The organism is Pseudomonas sp. GW821-FHT02A08, from assembly GCF_059422045.1.
Genome location: NZ_JBWKWD010000003.1, coordinates 111175 through 128161, shown reverse-complemented (window position 1 = coordinate 128161; position 16987 = coordinate 111175). Strand labels below are relative to the sequence as shown.

The window sequence follows — 16987 nt, the reverse complement described above, 5'->3', positions numbered from 1 at the left end:
CACACCGCCTTCGCGAGCAAGCCCGCTCCCACATTTGTTCTTGCGTCCGCATCTAACCTTATGCGCATTCGGTATTTCTCAAGCCTGTCATAACCTCTCTAAGATCACGTCATAACTCGTTATAACAAGTGATCTGCCATGACCGATAACGTTCTATCCCTGAGCAGCGTCCCGTTGCACACCCAGCTGCGAGATGTGCTGCGTGCCCGTATCCTCGACGGCGAATACCCGCAAGACAGCCAGATGCCTTCCGAAAGCGAGCTTGGCGCGTTGTTCAAGGTCAGCCGCATCACCGTGCGCCAGGCCTTGGGCGACCTTCAAAAAGAAGGGCTGATCTTCAAGATCCACGGCAAGGGCACCTTCGTCGCCAAGCCCAAAACCTTCCAGAACGTCAGCACCCTGCAAGGCCTGGCCGAGTCCATGACCGGTCGCGGCTATGAGGTGATCAACCGCCTGCGCAGCTACAAGTTCATTGCCGCCGACAAGCTCGTCGCCGAGCGTTTGCAGGTCGCCGAAGGCGAGATCGTGGCGCAGATCAAACGGGTGCGCCTGATCAATCGCGAGCCGATTTCCCTGGAAATCACTTACCTGCCCAAGGCCGTTGGAGAGCGCCTGGAAAAAGCCGACCTGGTCACCCGCGACATTTTCCAGATCCTGGAGAACGACTGCGGCCTGACCCTGGGGCACGCCGACCTGGCCATCGATGCGGTACTGGCCGACAGCGACCTGACTCGGGCGCTGAACGTCGAACCCGGCTCGCCGATCATGCGCATCGAACGCCTGACCCACGATATCGAGGGTCGGCCGCTGGACTTCGAACACCTTTACTACCGTGGCGATGCCTTCCAGTACCGCCTGCGGATCGACCGGCAAAAAGGGGAGCAGGCATGACGCGCAGCACGTTGGAGCAGGAATACGACATCGTTGTCATTGGCGGCGGCACGGCCGGTCCCATGGCGGCGATCAAGGCCAAGGAACGCAACCGCGATCTGCGGGTGTTGTTGATCGACAAGGCCAACGTCAAGCGCAGCGGCGCGATCAGCATGGGCATGGACGGCCTGAACAACGCGATCATTCCCGGCCACTCGACCCCGGAGCAATACACCAAGGAAATCACCATCGCCAACGACGGTATCGTCAACCAGGCGGCGGTGTACGCCTATGCCACCCACAGCTTCGAGACTATCGAGCAACTGGACCGCTGGGGCGTGAAGTTCGAGAAGGACGAAACCGGCGACTACGCGGTGAAAAAGGTCCACCACATGGGCGCTTATGTGTTGCCGATGCCGGAAGGGCATGACATCAAGAAAGTCTTGTACCGGCAGCTCAAGCGCGCGCGGGTGAGCATCACCAATCGCCTGGTGTGCACCCGACTGCTGACCGATGAAGAGGGCACAGTCAACGGCGTGATGGGCTTCGACTGCCGCACGGCGGACTTCCATGTGATCAAGGCCAAGGCGGTGATCCTCGCCTGCGGTGCCGCCGGACGCCTGGGATTGCCGTCTTCGGGCTACCTGATGGGCACCTACGAAAACCCGACCAATGCCGGCGACGGCTACTCGATGGCCTATCACGCCGGGGCCGAGCTGGCGAACCTGGAGTGCTTCCAGATCAACCCGCTGATCAAGGATTACAACGGCCCGGCCTGCGCTTACGTCACCGGCCCGCTGGGCGGCTACACCGCCAACAACAAGGGTGAACGCTTCATCGAATGCGACTACTGGAGCGGGCAGATGATGTGGGAGTTCCACCAGGAGCTGGAAAGCGGCAATGGCCCGGTGTTCCTCAAGCTCGATCACCTGGCCGAGGAAACCATCCAGAACATCGAAGAGATCCTGCACAGCAACGAGCGTCCGAGTCGCGGCCAGTTCCACGCCAATCGCGGCACCGACTACCGCACGCAGATGGTCGAAATGCACATCTCCGAGATCGGCTTTTGCAGCGGGCATTCGGCCTCGGGTGTGTGGGTCAACGAGAAGGCCGAAACTTCGGTCAAGGGCTTGTACTCGGCCGGTGACATGGCCGCGGTGCCGCACAACTACATGCTCGGTGCGTTCACCTACGGCTGGTTCGCTGGCAACAACGCAGCGGATTTTGTCGCCGGGCGCGAGTTTTCAGCGCTGGATGCCCGGCAGATCGAAACCGAAAAACAACGGGTCTACGCACCGCTGGATCGTTTACACGGCCTGCCACCGGCCCAGGTCGAATACAAGCTGCGACGCTTCGTCAATGACTACCTGCAACCGCCGAAAGTGACCAAGAAGATGCAGATCGGTCTGCAACGCTTCAGCGACATCCAGCGTGATCTCGACCAGATCAAGGCCCACAACGCCCACGAGCTGATGCGCGCCATGGAAGTCAGCATGATCCGCGACTGCGCCGAAATGGCTGCCCGGGCTTCATTGTTCCGCGCCGAAAGTCGCTGGGGGCTTTACCACCACCGCGTCGATCACCCGCAACGCAACGACCGCGACTGGTTCTGCCATTGCCACCTGAAGAAAGACGAAAACGGTTTGATGAGCAGTTTCAAGAAAGCCGTCGAGCCTTACATCATCGCGCTGGATGCCGACGAGATGCAGGCCTACGACCGGCTGCGGGTCGGCGCGGATGCCGCCTGAGCATCACCCAAGAGAGAGACCGTGAAATGGCCTATCAAGCCCAGGAAATCTTCTTTCGTTCCAACGCCCCCGTCACCGTCGACGAGGACAAATGCATCGCCCACAAAGGCTGCACTGTGTGCGTCGACGTTTGCCCGATGGACCTGCTGGCGATCAACCCGGCCACGCAAAAGGCCTACATGGCGTTCGATGAATGCTGGTACTGCATGCCCTGTGAAAAGGATTGCCCGACCGGGGCCGTGAAAGTGGAGATCCCTTATTTATTGCGCTGATTGAAAGGACGCCATCGCTGGCAAGCCAGCTCCCACAGGGATTTGTGGTGAACCTTGATTTTGCAGACACCAGAGAAACCTGTGGGAGCTGGCTTGCCAGCGATGAGGCCAGCCCTGACAACCCAAAACGCCATCCGGCAACCACCGGACGCCTGATCCAGAACACCCCTCGTTTCCCACCACGCCCTGATCGTGGCGGAGACGAACATCCTATAAATGATTCGAGGGGAAACACTCATGATGTTGCGTGCAGCATTGGCCGGTCTGGTACTGGCTTCATTCACCTTGTCGGCCTCGGCCGAAACCATCCGCATTGCCATCGGCACCCAGGACACCACCATCAACTGCGCCGCCGGCGGATTGTTGATTCGCGAACTCGGGCTGCTGGACAAATACCTGCCCCACGATGGCCCCTACAAGGACGCCACCTACGACGTACAGTGGAAAAACTTCACCAGCGGCGCTCCCCTGACCAACGAAATGGTGGCCGGCAAACTCGACTTCGGCGCCATGGCCGATTTCCCCGGCGCGTTCAACGGCGTGGCGTTCGAAACGGCAGGCAAGCATAGCCTGTTCATCAGCGTGCTATCGGGCAGCACCAAGGGCAGCGGCAACGGCATCGTGGTGCCAAGCGCATCGGGCGTGCAGTCGCTGGCAGAGCTCAAAGGCAAGACCATCTCCGTACCGTTCGCTTCCACCGCCCATGGCCTGTTGCTGCGCGCCGTCGCGGCCCAGGGCTGGGACCCGCTCAAGGACGTGAACATCATCGCCCAGCCGCCGGAAGTCGCCGGTTCCGCGTTGCAGGCCGGCAAGATCGATGCTCACGCCGACTTCGTGCCCTTCGCCGAGCTGTTCCCCAGCCGGGGTTTCGCCCGCAAGATCTATGACGGCTCCCAGGCCGATGCGCCGACCTTCCACGGTGCGCTGGTCGATCAGGCCTATGCGAAAAAATATCCGGAAATCGTCGTCGCTTACCTGCGGGCGAGTATCGAAGCGAACCAGCTGCTGGCGGCTGAGCCGGAGAAATACAGCGAGCTGATCGCCAAGGTCACCGGGGTCGACGCCGAGGTCAATTACCTGTTCCATGGCCCCCTCGGTGTGCAGACCCGCGACCTGAGCTGGAAGCCGGAATATCGCCAGGCGGTCGGCACCGCCATCGATACCCTCAAGTTGTTGAAGAAGGCCGATCGCGGTCTGGATCTCAACACCTTTATCGACGACCAATACATCCGCGCCGCGTTCAAGGCCTCGAACCTGGACTACAGCGCGCAACTTGCGAATTACCAGCAGACGCCGCTCAAGGCCGTCGATGCGGCAAGCGGCAAAGCCATCACGGACTTCAGCCACGTGGCGCAAATCTGGGTGCGTGGCGAGCCGAAGGTTCGTCAATACGCCTCGGCGCAAGCAGCGTTTGCCGCGCTGGCAGCCCTGAAGCAGGAAGGCAAGAGCATCCGCGCGGTGTACACCCAGGCCAGCGACAGCGGGATCAAGTTGCTGGCGGATCAGGCGTGGTTTGCCACTGATGCCAAGGGGCAATTCAATGCGTTCTTGCTCAAAGGCCAGGCCCAACAGTTCGCCACGGCGCAGGGCGGCAAAGTGTTCGACTTCGCCGATGCCACCACACAGGCCGTGGCCGCCCGCTAACAGTCATAACACCGCAATCCCCTGTGGGAGCGGGCTTGCCCGCGATGAGGCCAGACCAGTCGACATCGATGTCGTTTGACCCACCGCAATCGCGGGCAAGCCCGCTCCCACAGGGATCTCGGTTGAGAGGAAGAATTGTGTACCGATCATATTTACGCTGGATTCCCAGAGCCGCGTCACTGCTACTCTGCCTCGTATTCTGGCAACTCGCCGCCAGCCACCACTGGAACCTCGGCCTGGTGACCTTCGCCAATGTCCCTACACCCGTGGCGGTCATTGAAGCCGCCGTCGGCCTCGGCGACTCGGGCAAGCTCGCGCAGCACCTGGGCAGCAGCCTCGGCCGGGTATTCGCCGGTTACCTCGCGGCACTGATCATCGGCGTGGCCCTGGGCCTGGCCGTCGGCCGCTCGAAATGGGCCGAAGACCTCCTGCTGCCGCCCCTGGAAGTACTGCGCCCGATCCCGGCAGTGGCGTGGATTCCCCTGGCGATCCTGATGTTTCCCTCGTCGGAACTGTCGATGGTGTTCATCACCTTCACCGGTGCACTGTTCCCGATCCTGCTCAACACCGTGCACGGCGTCGAAGGCGTCGACCCACGGCTGATCGCCTCGGCGAAAAGCCTCGGGGCAGGGCGCCGGGCAATCCTGCTGGAGGTCGTTCTTCCGGGCGCGGCGCCGAGCATCATCACCGGCCTGGCCATCGGCATGGGCACCTCGTGGTTCTGCCTGGTGACGGCGGAAATGATCTCCGGCCAATTCGGCATCGGCTATTACACCTGGGAGTCCTACACAATCCAGAACTACGCCGACATCGTGGTCGGCATGTTGCTGATCGGCGTGCTCGGGATGGGCAGCAGCCTGTTGATCAAACGCCTGGGCGGACTCTTCACGCCTTGGCATCGACCGCGAGGAAAAGCCTGATGAGCGTTTTTCAACACCTGGAAGGGCGTATCGATATACGCGGGCTGTCGATCAGCCTGGGCGAAGGCCACATGGCTTTCGAAGCGGTGCAGGGCCTTGATTGCCAGATTGAACCGGGCCAGTTCGTGTGCATTCTCGGGCCGTCCGGTTGCGGCAAGTCCACCTTGCTCGGCGCGTTGGCCGGCCACCTGCAACCGCGCACCGGCACGCTCAATGTCGATGGCGCCGCAGTGTCGGGCCCATCGCCACAACGGGGCATGGTGTTCCAACAGCACACGCTGTTTCCGTGGCGCACGGTGCGCGACAACGTGGCGTTCGGCTTGAAAATGCAAGGCATCGGCAAGGCCGAACGGCACAAGGCGGCGGATGAAATCCTCGCCCTGGTGGGCCTCGAAGGCTTTGCCGGGCGCTGGCCCGATCAGCTCTCCGGCGGCATGCAGCAACGGGTGGAAATTGCCCGGGTGCTGGTCAACCGTCCGCGCCTGCTGCTGATGGACGAGCCCTTCGGTGCCCTCGATGCCCTGACCCGACTGAACATGCAGGAACTGCTGCTGGACATCTGGACGCGCATCCGCACCACCGTGGTGTTTGTCACCCATGACATCGACGAAGCGCTGTTCCTCGCCGATCGCTTGTTGGTCATGAGCCCGCGCCCCGGGCGAATCATCGAAGACCTGCGCCTGGACTTCCCCCGGCCGCGCAGCACGGAGCTGGTGACCAGTGCTGAATTCTCGCACCTCAAGCGCCATTGCCTCGAACTCCTGCGCCACGAAGACGGCCGGCAACTGCCGCGCCTGAACCCGCTCGGACTTCCCCCTGAAAACAAACTGCCGCGATATGCCCTATGACCTCACTATTCGATGTAACCGATAACGACGACATTCTTGCCCTGCAATCGCGGCTGACCGATGACGATCCCGGCGTGCGCCGGATCGCGCTGATCGAACTGGCCGATCTCGAGGAGCCGGATGGCCTGCAGTGGTTGATCGATCGACTGGCCGAAGACCCGATGGCAGAGGTGCGCGCCGAAGCCGCCCGGTTGCTGGAAGCCTGGGAGGACGCGCCCGTGGTCGAAGCGTTGTGCCAGGCCCTGACGGATCCATCCCCGGCGGTGCAGGCGGCCGCTGCGCAAAGCCTCAGCCTGCTCAAGAGCGAAGCGGCGGGCCGGGTCATTCTGCCGTGGACCGGGCACGCCGACAGTGGCGTACGCATTGCCGCGTTCCGAGCGTTGCGCGAGTTACGTTGCCCCGATGCCGCCGACGCGGCTGCCCGGGCACTGGACGATGGAAGCGCCAGCGTGCGTCGCGAGGCGGTGGGCGTGCTCGGCTGGCTCAAGCAACTCGATGCCTTGCCGGCACTGGCGCGGTTGGCCAGCGCGGACCCGGACACCGACGTGCGGCGTGCCGCCACCGGGGCGCTGGGCCTGGCGTCTGACGCACAGGTGCTGCCGGCCCTGCGCCAGGCGTTGCGGGACGATGCCTGGCAAGTCCGCGAAGAAGCCGCCACCACCCTGGGCAAGGTCGGCCACCCCGACGCCGGTCCGGCCCTGATCGACGCCTTGGGCGACGATTACTGGCAGGTACGTCTGCGCGCCACCCGCAGCCTCGGCCGCTTGCGTTTTGTGCCTGCGCTCGATGCGCTGATCGACACCCTCGGCCACCGCATCAGCAACCTGCGCAAGGAAGCCGCTTTGGCCTTGGGCGAATTGAACGACCCACGGGCCATCGCGGCATTACAGGACGCACAAGACGACGGCGACCCTGAAGTGCGCAAGGCCGTGCGCATTGCCTTGAGTCAACTGCAATGAATCCGCTGGCGATTGGCAATTGCCGCAGCAAACAGCAGTTGCGACTGAACTGGCCCGATGGCCGCGAACAGGTATTGGACCACGCCGAACTGCGTCGCCAGTGCCCGTGTTCGCAGTGCCGGGCCTTCCGTTTGCGCGGGTTGACCCCGATGGTTGATGCACGGGTTCGGGTAATCGGACTGAACCCGCAGGGCTATGGCCTGCAACTGGTCTTCAGCGATGGCCATGAACGGGGGATTTATCCGTGGGCGTATCTGGCGCAACTGACCCCTTGAGCCACTGAAATCCAGTGTGGGAGCGGGCTTGCTCGCGAAAGCGGTGTGTCTGTCGGTACTTCATTGGGTGATCCACCGCCTTCGCGAGCAAGCCCGCTCCCACAGGTTATCGATCAGATGATTGACGGTCCTTGCCAGGAAAAAACAGAAAGAGTACAAATGTACTCCATGACGACTCTGACTCCCCGCCGTACCGCCATCCTGACCTTTATCCGCGATCGCATCGCCGAGCACGGTCAGCCCCCGAGCCTCGCTGAAATCAGCGAGGCGTTTGGCTTCGCCTCCCGCAGCGTGGCGCGCAAGCATGTGCTGGCGCTGACCGAAGCCGGGTTTATCGAGGTCAACCCGCATCAGGCCCGGGGCATTCGCCTGCTCGGGCAGCCGCCGCGCCCCGAGTTGCTGGACATCCCGGTGCTTGGCCGGGTGGCGGCCGGTGCGCCGATCGGTGCCGATGCCGAGGTGCACAGCCGCTTGCTGCTCGATCCGTCGATCTTCTCGCGGGTGCCGGACTACATGTTACGGGTCCGGGGCGATTCGATGATCGAGGACGGCATTCTCGACGGCGATCTGGTGGGCGTGCACCGCAACCCCGAGGCGCTCAACGGCCAGATCGTCGTGGCACGGCTCGACGGCGAAGTCACCATCAAGCGCTTCGAGCGGGTTGGCGATATTGTTCGCCTGCTGCCGCGCAACCCGGCCTACCGGCCGATCATTGTCGAAGCCGACCGGGACCTGGCCATCGAAGGCGTGTTCTGTGGCCTGGTGAGGCAAGGCTGATGGGTGCCGTCGTTGCGCTGGATACGCTGTTCAATGGAGGCCAGGTCTGGAAGGGCCGGCCTGCGCCACCGGCCGCCAGCCCGCAACCCACCGGGCATGCTGCACTGGACGCGGCATTGCCCAGCGGCGGCTGGCCTGAGGCGGCGCTGACGGAAATCCTGCTGGCCGGGCAGGGCGTGGGCGAGTTGCAACTGGTGTGGCCGACGCTGGCACGGCTGTCGGCGGCGGGCGAACGCATCGTGCTGGTGGCGCCGCCTTATGTGCCGTATCCCCAGGCGTGGCAGGGCGCCGGGGTCGATCTGCGTCAGCTGTCGATCATCCGGGCCAGCGAGCGCGATGCGCTGTGGGCCGCGGAGCAATGCCTGCGTTCGGGCAGCTGCGGCGCGGTGCTGTGCTGGCCGCACAAGGCCGATGACCGCGCCTTGCGCCGCTTGCAGGTGGCGGCGGAAACCGGCGAGACCCTGGCCTTCGCCTATCGCCCTCTCGGTGAAGCGATCAACCCTTCGCCGGCGGCCTTGCGCATTGCCATCGATGCCCGGCCGGCACAACTGCGTGTGCTCAAGTGCCGTGGCGGCCTGGTCCGTTCGGCACCGATTGCCTTCGCCGTGGGGCATTGAGGTTGCCATGCGCTGGGTCTGTATTCTTTTCCCGCAATTGGCGCTGGACGCGGTACTGCGTCAGCGCGCCGATCCCGATGAACCCCTGGCGTTGCTGACTGGCCCGGCCCAGCGCCGGGTGCTGCAGGCTGTCAACGGCGCGGCGCGGGCGCTGGGTTTGCGTCCCGGTCAGTCCATGAGCGCGGCACAGGCCTTGAGCAAAGGTTTTGTCACGGCCGAATACGACGCCGCTGAAATCGAACACTGGCAGCAGTTTCTCGCCGCCTGGGCCTATCGTTTCAGTTCCCAGGTCAGCGTGCATTACCCCCGGGCCGTGGTGTTCGAGATCGAATCCAGCCTCGGCCTGTTCGGCGCCTGGCCGCAATTCGAAGCGCTTTTGCGCCGTGAGCTCGGCGAACTGGGGTTTCGGCACCGCATCGTGGCCGCGCCCAATCCGGTGGCGGCGCGGGTACTGGCCAACGCCTATGACGGCTTGGTGGTGCCGGACGATCAAGCCTTGCAGCATCACCTGGGGCAAATGCCCGTTGACCGGATCGGCTTGGAAGCACCGGTCGCCACGGCCTTGTCGCGCATGGGCCTGCGCACCTTGAGCCAGGTGCAGGCGCTGCCCCGGCATAGCCTGGCCCGGCGTTTCGAGGCCCAGGTGCTCAAGCATCTGGATGCCTTGTCAGGTGTGCGACGGCTGGCGCTGGCGTTCTACCTGCCGCCGGACCGCTTCGATGTGCGCATCGAGCTCAATTTCGATGTGCAGTCCCATCAAGCCTTGCTGTTTCCGTTGCGCCGGTTGACGGGCGATCTGTCGGCGTTCCTGTGCGGTCGCGACAGCGGCGTACAGCGTTTCGACCTGCATCTGGAGCACGCCGGGTTGCCGGATACGCTGATCAAGGTCGGCCTGCTCAGTGCCGAGCGCGATCCGGCGATGCTCTTCGAGCTGGCCCGAGGGCGGCTGGAGCAGGTCCAGGTCGAGGCGCCGGTGCGCGGCTTTCGCTTGCGCGCCGAGGATTTGCCGACCTTCGTGCCCCAGTATCAGGCACTGTTCGACGATCGCCCGCAGCAGTCCTTGCCCTGGGAGCAATTGCGCGAACGCCTGCGTGCACGGCTGGGGGATGACGCGGTGCATGGCTTGCGCTTCCAGGCCGATCACCGCCCCGAGTGTGCGTGGCAGGCCCGTGCCGACAGTCAGCCCTGCGCGGTGCCGGCCGCGGTGAAACGGCCGGGCTGGCTGCTGACTGAACCGCTGGCCGTGCATCAGGGCTCGGCGCGCATCCTCATGGGGCCGGAGCGTATCGAGTCCGGCTGGTGGGACGGCGACGACGTACGCCGTGACTATTACCTGATCGAAACCCGTGCCGGCCAACAGGGCTGGGCCTACCGGGCGGTCGGTGAGGACGGCCCGCTGTGGTTGCAGGGCTGGTTCGCATGAGCAGCGACTATGCCGAACTGCACTGCCTGTCGAACTTCAGCTTCCAGCGCGGTGCCTCCAGTGCCCTCGAGCTGTTCAAGCGCGCGAAAAAACAGGGTTACCAAGCTCTGGCGATCACCGACGAATGCACCCTGGCGGGCATCGTTCGTGCCTGGCAAGCGGCAAAGTCCGTGGAGTTGCCGCTGATCATCGGCAGTGAAATGCGCATCGAGAACGGTCCGAAACTGGTGCTGCTGGTGGAGAGCCTCGAGGGCTATCAGGCGCTGTGCCGATTGATCACCCGTGCCCGGCGCCGCACGCAAAAAGGCCAGTATCAGGTGCTGCGTGAAGACTTCAGCGAACCTTTGTCGGGATTGCTGGCGTTGTGGGTACCGGACGCTGTCGATGCCTTTGAACAGGGCCGGTGGCTCAAGCAGGTCTTCGCCGAGCGCCTGTGGCTGGCGGTGCAGTTGCATCGCGGTCAGGACGATGCCCAGCGTCTGGATGATCTGCTGAGCCTGGCCAGGGCGTTGCGTATTGCGGCCGTGGCCAGTGGCGATGTGCACATGCACGCTCGCGGCCGGCGCGCCTTGCAGGACACCATGACCGCGATTCGTCATCACCTGCCGGTGGCCGATGCCGGGTTGCGCCTGCATCCCAACGGCGAGCGCCATCTGCGCAGCCTCGACGTGCTGCAGGCGCTTTATCCGCCCGACTTGCTGACCGAAACGCTGAACATCGCCCGGCGTTGCACCTTTGATCTTGGTCAGTTGCGTTACCAATACCCCCGCGAACTGGTGCCGCAAGGGCACTCGGCCACCTCGTGGCTGCGTCATTTGACCGAGGAAGGCATCGAGTGGCGCTGGCCAAAAGGGCCGAAAAGCGAAGTGCTGGTGCAGATCGACAAGGAGCTGCAACTGATCGCGGAACTGGGCTATGAAAGCTATTTCCTGACGGTCCACGACATCGTCCGCTTTGCCCGCCAGCAACAGATTCTTTGTCAGGGTCGTGGTTCTGCCGCTAACTCGGCCGTGTGTTTTGCCCTGGGGATCACCGAAATCGATCCGGATCGCACCACGTTGCTGTTCGAGCGCTTCCTGTCCAAAGAACGTAACGAGCCGCCGGACATCGACGTCGATTTCGAACATGAACGCCGCGAAGAAGTCTTGCAGTACGTGTTCCGGCGTTATGGCCGGGCTCGCGCCGCGCTGACGGCGGTGGTCAGCACTTACCACGCCGCCGGTGCGGTACGGGATGTGGCCAAGGCATTGGGCTTGCCGCCGGACCAGATCAACGCCCTGGCCGATTGCTGCGGTCACTGGAGCGATGAAACGCCCCCCGTTGAACGCCTGCGTGAAGGTGGTTTTGACCCAGAGAGCCCGGTGCTGCACAGGGTGCTGAGCCTGACGGGGCAGTTGATCGGCTTCCCCCGGCATTTGTCCCAGCACCCCGGCGGTTTCGTGATTTCCGAGCAGCCGCTGGACAGTCTGGTGCCGGTGGAAAATGCCGCCATGGCCGAGCGCACCATCATCCAGTGGGACAAGGATGACCTCGACGCAGTGGGCCTGCTCAAGGTCGATATCCTGGCGCTGGGCATGCTCAGCGCGATTCGCCGATGTTTCGATCTTCTGCGCCGGTACCGGGGTCTGAATCTGAGCCTGGCGACCATCCCCTCCGAGGATGCGGCCACCTACGAGATGATCGGCCGGGCCGACACCATCGGCGTGTTCCAGATCGAGTCCCGGGCGCAGATGTCGATGTTGCCGAGGCTCAGGCCCAAGACCTTTTACGATCTGGTGATCGAGGTCGCCATCGTTCGGCCGGGGCCGATCCAGGGCGGCATGGTGCACCCGTACCTGCGGCGACGGAACAAGGAAGAGCCGGAGGCGTATCCGTCACCGGAACTGGAAGTAGTGCTCAAGCGCACCCTCGGCGTGCCGCTGTTTCAGGAACAGGTGATGCAGATCGCCATCGTCGCCGCCGACTACAGCCCCGGCGAGGCCGACCAGCTACGCCGCTCCATGGCCGCGTGGAAACGCCACGGCGGGCTAGAACCGCACAAGGAACGGCTGGCCGCCGGCATGAAAAAAAACGGCTACACCGCCGAATTCGCCGCGCAGATCTTCGAGCAGATCAAGGGCTTTGGCAGCTACGGTTTTCCCGAGTCCCACGCGGCCAGTTTTGCCTTGCTGACCTACGCCAGTTGCTGGTTGAAATGCCACGAGCCGGCGGCCTTCGCCTGTGCGCTGATCAACAGTTGGCCGATGGGGTTCTACAGCCCGGACCAGATTCTGCAGGACGTTCGGCGTCATCATTTGCAGGTTCGCCCGGTGGATGTGCGCGCCAGTGCCTGGGATTGCAGCCTGGAGCCGATCGCCGGTGCGCAACCGGCGATTCGCATGGGGCTACGCATGATCAAGGGCTTTCGCCAGGACGATGCCCGACGCATCGAAGCGGCACGCTCCAAAGGCGCGTTTGCCGACATCGCCGACCTGGGCGAACGGGCGCGACTCGATGCCCGCGCCCAGGAGCAGCTGGCCGATGCCGGTGCGTTACGTGGCCTGGCCGGCGACCGGCATCGGGCACGTTGGGAAGTGGCCGGGGTACAAAAGCAGTTGGGTCTGTTCGCCGGCGTGCCGAGCCAGGAGGAGGACGCGGTGTCGTTGCCAAAGCCCACCGTCGGCGAGGACCTGCAAGCCGATTACGCCAGCGTCGGCACCACCCTCGGGCCGCATCCGTTGGCCCTGTTGCGCGGTGAGTTGAAGGCCCGGCGCTGCCGCAGTTCGAAAGAGTTGCTGGACGTCGGGCACGGTCGGCCAGTCAGTGTTGCCGGGCTGGTCACCGGCCGACAACGCCCGGCAACCGCCAGCGGCGTGACCTTCGTCACCCTGGAAGACGAGTTCGGCAACGTCAACGTGGTGGTGTGGCGGGACCTGGCTGAGCGGCAGCGCCAGGTGCTGGTCGGCTCGCAGTTGCTCAAGGTCGATGGGCGTTGGGAGAAGGAGGGGGAGGTCCGGCATCTGATAGCCGGACGGTTGAGTGATCTGAGTTCGTTGCTGGATGGCATTACTGTGCGCAGTCGGGATTTTCACTAACGCTGCAACTCCTGTGGGAGCGAGCTTGCTCGCGATAGCGGTGTATCGGACACGTTAATATTGAATGTGCCGACGCCTTCGCGGGCAAGCCCGCTCCCACAGGGTTTGTGTTGATGCCTGTTATTTGGCCAGCGGCCAGAACCGCTCGCCGCCCCCCGGCGCATCCGTCCAGGCTTGCAACGAACGCGTCGGCAAGTCGAAGTAATCCCGCGTGCGCGCATAGCCATGCCCGCCCATGCGTCCGATCGCATCAAGCCCCAACTGATCGATGTACAGGGTTTTCGGATCGATCAATTCGTCACGCACATGCGCCATCAGCACTTCGCCAAAGATGATCTCCCGGGATTGGCCGATGGACAGCGCCATCATCCGCCGGCACTCCAGCGCCACCGGGGCTTCGCCGATGCGCGGGCATTTGACCGTGGTGCCGGGGATGGCGGTGAGGCCGGCGGCGGTCAGTTCATCGAAGCCGGGGGCGAAGGGCACGGCGCAGACGTTCATGGCTTCAACCAGGGCATCGCTGACGATGTTCACGGTGAATTCCTGGTTGAGCTGAATGTTGCGGGTGGTGTCCTTGGGGCTTTGGTCGCCGTAGTTTTCCACGCCCAGGGCGAGGATGGGCGGGTCGGCCGACAGTGCATTGAAAAAGCTGAACGGCGCGGCGTTGATCCGGCCTTCGCCATCGACGGTGGTGACCAGTGCAATAGGGCGGGGCACCACACTGCCGATCAGAATCTTGTATTTGTCCCGCGGGCTCAGTTGGCTGAAGTCGAAGCTTTGCATGGGCAGAAGTCTCTAAAGGAGAGGGTCAATGGCGCACAGTGGCGCTTGTGCGCTGTAGTCGTCGGCGAACGGGATGGCCGGTTGGAACAGACTTTTCCAGTCCGGTTGGCCAAAGGCACGGTCGCTGTGACTGCGCATCAGTTTTTCGAATTGGCGTTGGGCCTGGCGTTGCAGGGCGGGGTAGTCGATGCCCTCGACTTGTCCGTCCCGCATCACGCAACGGCCATCGATGTAACTGGCGATGCAATCGTCGCCGCGACCAGCCAGCACCAGATTCTTCAGCGGATCGAATAGCGGTCCCAGGTGCATACCGCGAAGGTTGAACACGGTGATGTCGGCCTTGCACCCCGGTGCCAGCCGGCCGAGATCATCCCGGCCCAGTGCCTTGGCACCACCGAGGGTCGCGGCGTTGTACAGGTCCAGGGTGCTGGTCAGGTCGTTGCTGCCTTCCATCAATCGAGCGATGTTCAAGCCCTGGCGCATGTTGTCCAGCAAGTCCGCCGGCCAGGTGTCGGTGCCCAGGGCGAAGTTGATGCCTTTGGCCCGATAGCGCCCAAACGAATTCAGCGCCTCGCCGTCCCGGGCAAACACCACCGGGCAATGCACCAGGCTTGCGCCACCATCCACCACCCGTTGCAGATCGTCATCGCCTCGGGTGTAGATGCCATGGGGCAGCAGGCTGTGCGGGGTCAAAAGCCCAAGTTGCTGCAACCAGCCCAGAGGCGAGATGCCGCGCAGTTGCTCGACCATCGCCACCTCGCCGAGGCCCTGGCAGCAGTGCAAACGCATCGGTGCGTTCAGTTCCCGGCTCAGCGCGGCGGTGCGTTGCAGCAGCGTCGGGGTACAAGTCTGGATGCGATCGGGCAGCAGCGCGCCGCGAATCAGGCCGTTATGCGCACCATCGAAATCCCGGAAAAACCGTTCGGCGGCATCGAGGCCGGCCATGCCCCGGGCTTCGTCCCAGTGGTGCGCCAGGGTTCCATCGGCCTGCCAGTAGCTCATGCCGCTCATGTAGCAGGGGCCGAGGTAAGTGCGCAGCCCCAGTTCGGCCGCCACGCCTGCCACTGCGGCAAATTCGTCGTAGGTCTCGGCCCACTCGCGGTAGTACATCGAGGTGATCGGCATGGCTGTGGTGATGCCGTTGCGGATCAACTGCGTGAAGGCGTAGCGGTATTTGAAGACGTCTTCTTCGGGGCTGTAGCTTTCCCGCGATCCACGCGCCAGATACTGCGCCGACCACATCCGGCCCATGTCGCGCTCGTCGCCGTTGTCCAGGGTCAGCACCGTGGAGTCGAGATCGCCGAGGGCATCCAGATCGATGAAACCGGGGCCGATCAGCGCGTTACCGTAATCGATCCACTGATCCACCGGCCCCGGATAACCGCGCCCGACAAACTCGATGCGCGAGCCTGAGAACACCACTTCGCCATCGCGCCACAACACATGTCGCGTGCCGTCGAAGCCAACCACGCAACTGGCGCGCAAGCCGATGCGCTTCACAGACGGCTTTCCAGCAAACGACCGCCCGCAGCAATCAATTGACCCGCGCGATAGACCTGACGCAGCGGCCGCGAAACCACCGCCTCACCCAGTGTTTGTACCGGCATCAGCAGGAAGTCCGCCGACTGGCCGATCTCCAGGCGATTGGCTTCGCAACCCAGCGCCTGGGCGCCGTTGACAGTCGCCGCTTCGAACGCCGCCGCGAGTTCTTCGTCCTTGTTCAAATCGAAACGGAACGCCAGCAACATAGCGCGTTCGAGCATGTCGCCGTTACCCATGGGCGACCAGGCATCACGAATGCCGTCGGAGCCCAGGCACACATTCACGCCGGTTTCACGCAGAGCCAGGAATGGCGGCACCGCACAATCGGCGGGGGCCGAACTCATCAGCGAAATTCCCAGCGTCGACAAGCGCTCGGCCACCGGCTGGACCTGGCTCCACGGCAACATCCCCAGGCAATAGGCGTGGCTGATCATCACCCGGCCCTGGCGGCTGAAACGCTCGGTGTAGTCGGCGATCAGGGCGATCTGCCACAGGCCCAGTTCACCCTTGTCGTGCAGGTGAATGTCGACGCCGCGGTCGAACTCGCTGGCCAGTTTGAAGACGAAATCCAGTTGCGCGACGGGATCGTTGTCGATGCCGCACGGATCCAGCCCGCCGACGTTTTCCACACCCAGTGCCATGGCTTCGCGCATCAGCTCGGCGGTGCCGGGGCGGCTGATCAAACCAGTCTGCGGGAACACCACCAGTTGCAGGTCGATCAGGTCGCGGTAGTTTTCACGCAGTTGTTGCATGGCCTCGACATGCCGCAGGCCGAATTCCGGGTCGATGTCGACATGGCAACGCATGGTCAGCGAGCCACGGGCGATGCAGTTTTCCAGCAGGGCACCGGCCCGTTGCGCGATGGGGGTGGTGACTTCGCGCAGGATGCGCCGCTCGTTGGCGATGTAGTCCTTGAGGGTCGGGCCGGCGCTGTTGGGGCGCCAGGGTTGGCCCCAGAGGGTTTTGTCCAGGTGCACATGGCTTTCCACCAGGGCGGGGGTGAGCAACTGGTTCTGGCCATCGATGTCGGTGGCGAGCAGTTCGGTGGTCGAGGCCGGGCGACGTTGGGTGAAGCAGCCGTTTTCGATCAGCAGGTCCTCGGCGGGGGCGCCGTAGGGGCGCACGTTGCGCAGCCAGCGGGGTTGGGTCATACAAACCTCATTCAGGTCTTTGAATTTTGTAGTGCCTGGGCCGGGCTCTTCGCGAGCAAGCCCGCTCCCACATTGTCCGTGTGA

General features: G+C 63.6%; 15 protein-coding genes. 12 read left to right on the top strand and 3 right to left on the bottom strand.

The features are described from left to right. The first annotated feature begins 138 nt into the window (after positions 1-138). From AC07W4_RS03810 to AC07W4_RS03755, 12 genes are all read left to right on the top strand, one after another. The gene (locus AC07W4_RS03810; protein ID WP_008050630.1) at positions 139-891 is read left to right on the top strand and encodes a GntR family transcriptional regulator; all 753 of its coding nucleotides are present in this window, start codon (positions 139-141) and stop codon (positions 889-891) included. Beyond that, positions 888-2618 (top strand): fumarate reductase/succinate dehydrogenase flavoprotein subunit, encoded by a 1731-nt coding sequence (locus AC07W4_RS03805; protein ID WP_495031542.1) that lies wholly within the window; start codon positions 888-890, stop codon positions 2616-2618. The genes AC07W4_RS03810 and AC07W4_RS03805 overlap by 4 nt, the downstream gene beginning before the upstream one ends. Before the next feature lie 26 nt (positions 2619-2644). Continuing rightward, positions 2645-2890 carry a 4Fe-4S dicluster domain-containing protein gene (locus AC07W4_RS03800; protein ID WP_008050632.1) on the top strand — a complete coding sequence of 82 codons (246 nt, stop codon included), beginning with the start codon at positions 2645-2647 and terminating at the stop codon, positions 2888-2890. A gap of 237 nt (positions 2891-3127) precedes the next feature. After that, complete coding sequence (locus AC07W4_RS03795) at positions 3128-4534, top strand: ABC transporter substrate-binding protein (protein WP_495031541.1); 1407 nt, start codon at positions 3128-3130, stop codon at positions 4532-4534. A gap of 137 nt (positions 4535-4671) precedes the next feature. Beyond that, positions 4672-5454, top strand: a complete 783-nt coding sequence (locus AC07W4_RS03790) for an ABC transporter permease (protein WP_495031540.1) — start codon at positions 4672-4674, stop codon at positions 5452-5454. Continuing rightward, positions 5454-6302, top strand: coding sequence for an ABC transporter ATP-binding protein (locus tag AC07W4_RS03785; RefSeq protein WP_495031539.1), 849 nt, complete (start codon positions 5454-5456; stop codon positions 6300-6302). Before AC07W4_RS03790 ends, AC07W4_RS03785 begins: the two co-directional genes overlap by 1 nt. After that, a complete protein-coding gene (locus tag AC07W4_RS03780; protein WP_495031538.1) occupies positions 6299-7261 on the top strand; it encodes a HEAT repeat domain-containing protein in 963 nt (320 codons plus the stop codon). Before AC07W4_RS03785 ends, AC07W4_RS03780 begins: the two co-directional genes overlap by 4 nt. After that, on the top strand, positions 7258-7536 hold the full coding sequence (locus AC07W4_RS03775) for a DUF971 domain-containing protein (protein ID WP_495031537.1): 279 nt from the start codon (positions 7258-7260) through the stop codon (positions 7534-7536). Before AC07W4_RS03780 ends, AC07W4_RS03775 begins: the two co-directional genes overlap by 4 nt. Positions 7537-7695: 159 nt before the next feature. After that, complete coding sequence (lexA, locus tag AC07W4_RS03770) at positions 7696-8313, top strand: transcriptional repressor LexA (RefSeq protein ID WP_495031536.1); 618 nt, start codon at positions 7696-7698, stop codon at positions 8311-8313. After that, positions 8313-8930: a translesion DNA synthesis-associated protein ImuA gene (gene imuA, locus AC07W4_RS03765; RefSeq protein ID WP_495031535.1), complete on the top strand. Its 618-nt coding sequence runs from the start codon at positions 8313-8315 to the stop codon at positions 8928-8930. Before lexA ends, imuA begins: the two co-directional genes overlap by 1 nt. A 7-nt stretch (positions 8931-8937) precedes the next feature. Beyond that, positions 8938-10353 carry a Y-family DNA polymerase gene (locus AC07W4_RS03760; RefSeq protein WP_495031534.1) on the top strand — a complete coding sequence of 472 codons (1416 nt, stop codon included), beginning with the start codon at positions 8938-8940 and terminating at the stop codon, positions 10351-10353. After that, complete coding sequence (locus AC07W4_RS03755) at positions 10329-13427, top strand: error-prone DNA polymerase (protein WP_495031533.1); 3099 nt, start codon at positions 10329-10331, stop codon at positions 13425-13427. Before AC07W4_RS03760 ends, AC07W4_RS03755 begins: the two co-directional genes overlap by 25 nt. A gap of 120 nt (positions 13428-13547) precedes the next feature. Here AC07W4_RS03755 and AC07W4_RS03750 read toward each other — a convergent pair whose 3' ends face one another. From AC07W4_RS03750 to AC07W4_RS03740, 3 genes are read right to left on the bottom strand one after another with little or no spacing between them, the layout of a single operon-like run. Beyond that, positions 13548-14210: a flavin reductase family protein gene (locus tag AC07W4_RS03750; protein WP_150673375.1), complete on the bottom strand. Its 663-nt coding sequence runs from the start codon at positions 14208-14210 to the stop codon at positions 13548-13550. 12 nt (positions 14211-14222) lie between these two features. Continuing rightward, positions 14223-15710: an amidohydrolase family protein gene (locus AC07W4_RS03745; protein ID WP_495031532.1), complete on the bottom strand. Its 1488-nt coding sequence runs from the start codon at positions 15708-15710 to the stop codon at positions 14223-14225. Beyond that, positions 15707-16903 carry an amidohydrolase family protein gene (locus AC07W4_RS03740; protein WP_495031531.1) on the bottom strand — a complete coding sequence of 399 codons (1197 nt, stop codon included), beginning with the start codon at positions 16901-16903 and terminating at the stop codon, positions 15707-15709. The genes AC07W4_RS03745 and AC07W4_RS03740 overlap by 4 nt, the downstream gene beginning before the upstream one ends. Positions 16904-16987: the final 84 nt, after the last annotated feature.

Excerpts from the sequence above, each read along its gene's own strand:
- AC07W4_RS03785 (WP_495031539.1), top strand. The coding sequence starts at position 5,454 with ATGAGCGTTTTTCAACACCTGGAAGGGCGTATCGATATACGCGGGCTG.
- AC07W4_RS03775 (WP_495031537.1), top strand. The coding sequence starts at position 7,258 with ATGAATCCGCTGGCGATTGGCAATTGCCGCAGCAAACAGCAGTTGCGA.
- lexA (WP_495031536.1), top strand. The coding sequence starts at position 7,696 with ATGTACTCCATGACGACTCTGACTCCCCGCCGTACCGCCATCCTGACC.
- AC07W4_RS03805 (WP_495031542.1), top strand. The coding sequence starts at position 888 with ATGACGCGCAGCACGTTGGAGCAGGAATACGACATCGTTGTCATTGGC.
- AC07W4_RS03760 (WP_495031534.1), top strand. The coding sequence starts at position 8,938 with ATGCGCTGGGTCTGTATTCTTTTCCCGCAATTGGCGCTGGACGCGGTA.
- AC07W4_RS03740 (WP_495031531.1), bottom strand. The coding sequence starts at position 16,903 with ATGACCCAACCCCGCTGGCTGCGCAACGTGCGCCCCTACGGCGCCCCC.
- imuA (WP_495031535.1), top strand. The coding sequence starts at position 8,313 with ATGGGTGCCGTCGTTGCGCTGGATACGCTGTTCAATGGAGGCCAGGTC.
- AC07W4_RS03780 (WP_495031538.1), top strand. The coding sequence starts at position 6,299 with ATGACCTCACTATTCGATGTAACCGATAACGACGACATTCTTGCCCTG.
- AC07W4_RS03800 (WP_008050632.1), top strand. The coding sequence starts at position 2,645 with ATGGCCTATCAAGCCCAGGAAATCTTCTTTCGTTCCAACGCCCCCGTC.
- AC07W4_RS03810 (WP_008050630.1), top strand. The coding sequence starts at position 139 with ATGACCGATAACGTTCTATCCCTGAGCAGCGTCCCGTTGCACACCCAG.
- AC07W4_RS03750 (WP_150673375.1), bottom strand. The coding sequence starts at position 14,210 with ATGCAAAGCTTCGACTTCAGCCAACTGAGCCCGCGGGACAAATACAAG.
- AC07W4_RS03795 (WP_495031541.1), top strand. The coding sequence starts at position 3,128 with ATGATGTTGCGTGCAGCATTGGCCGGTCTGGTACTGGCTTCATTCACC.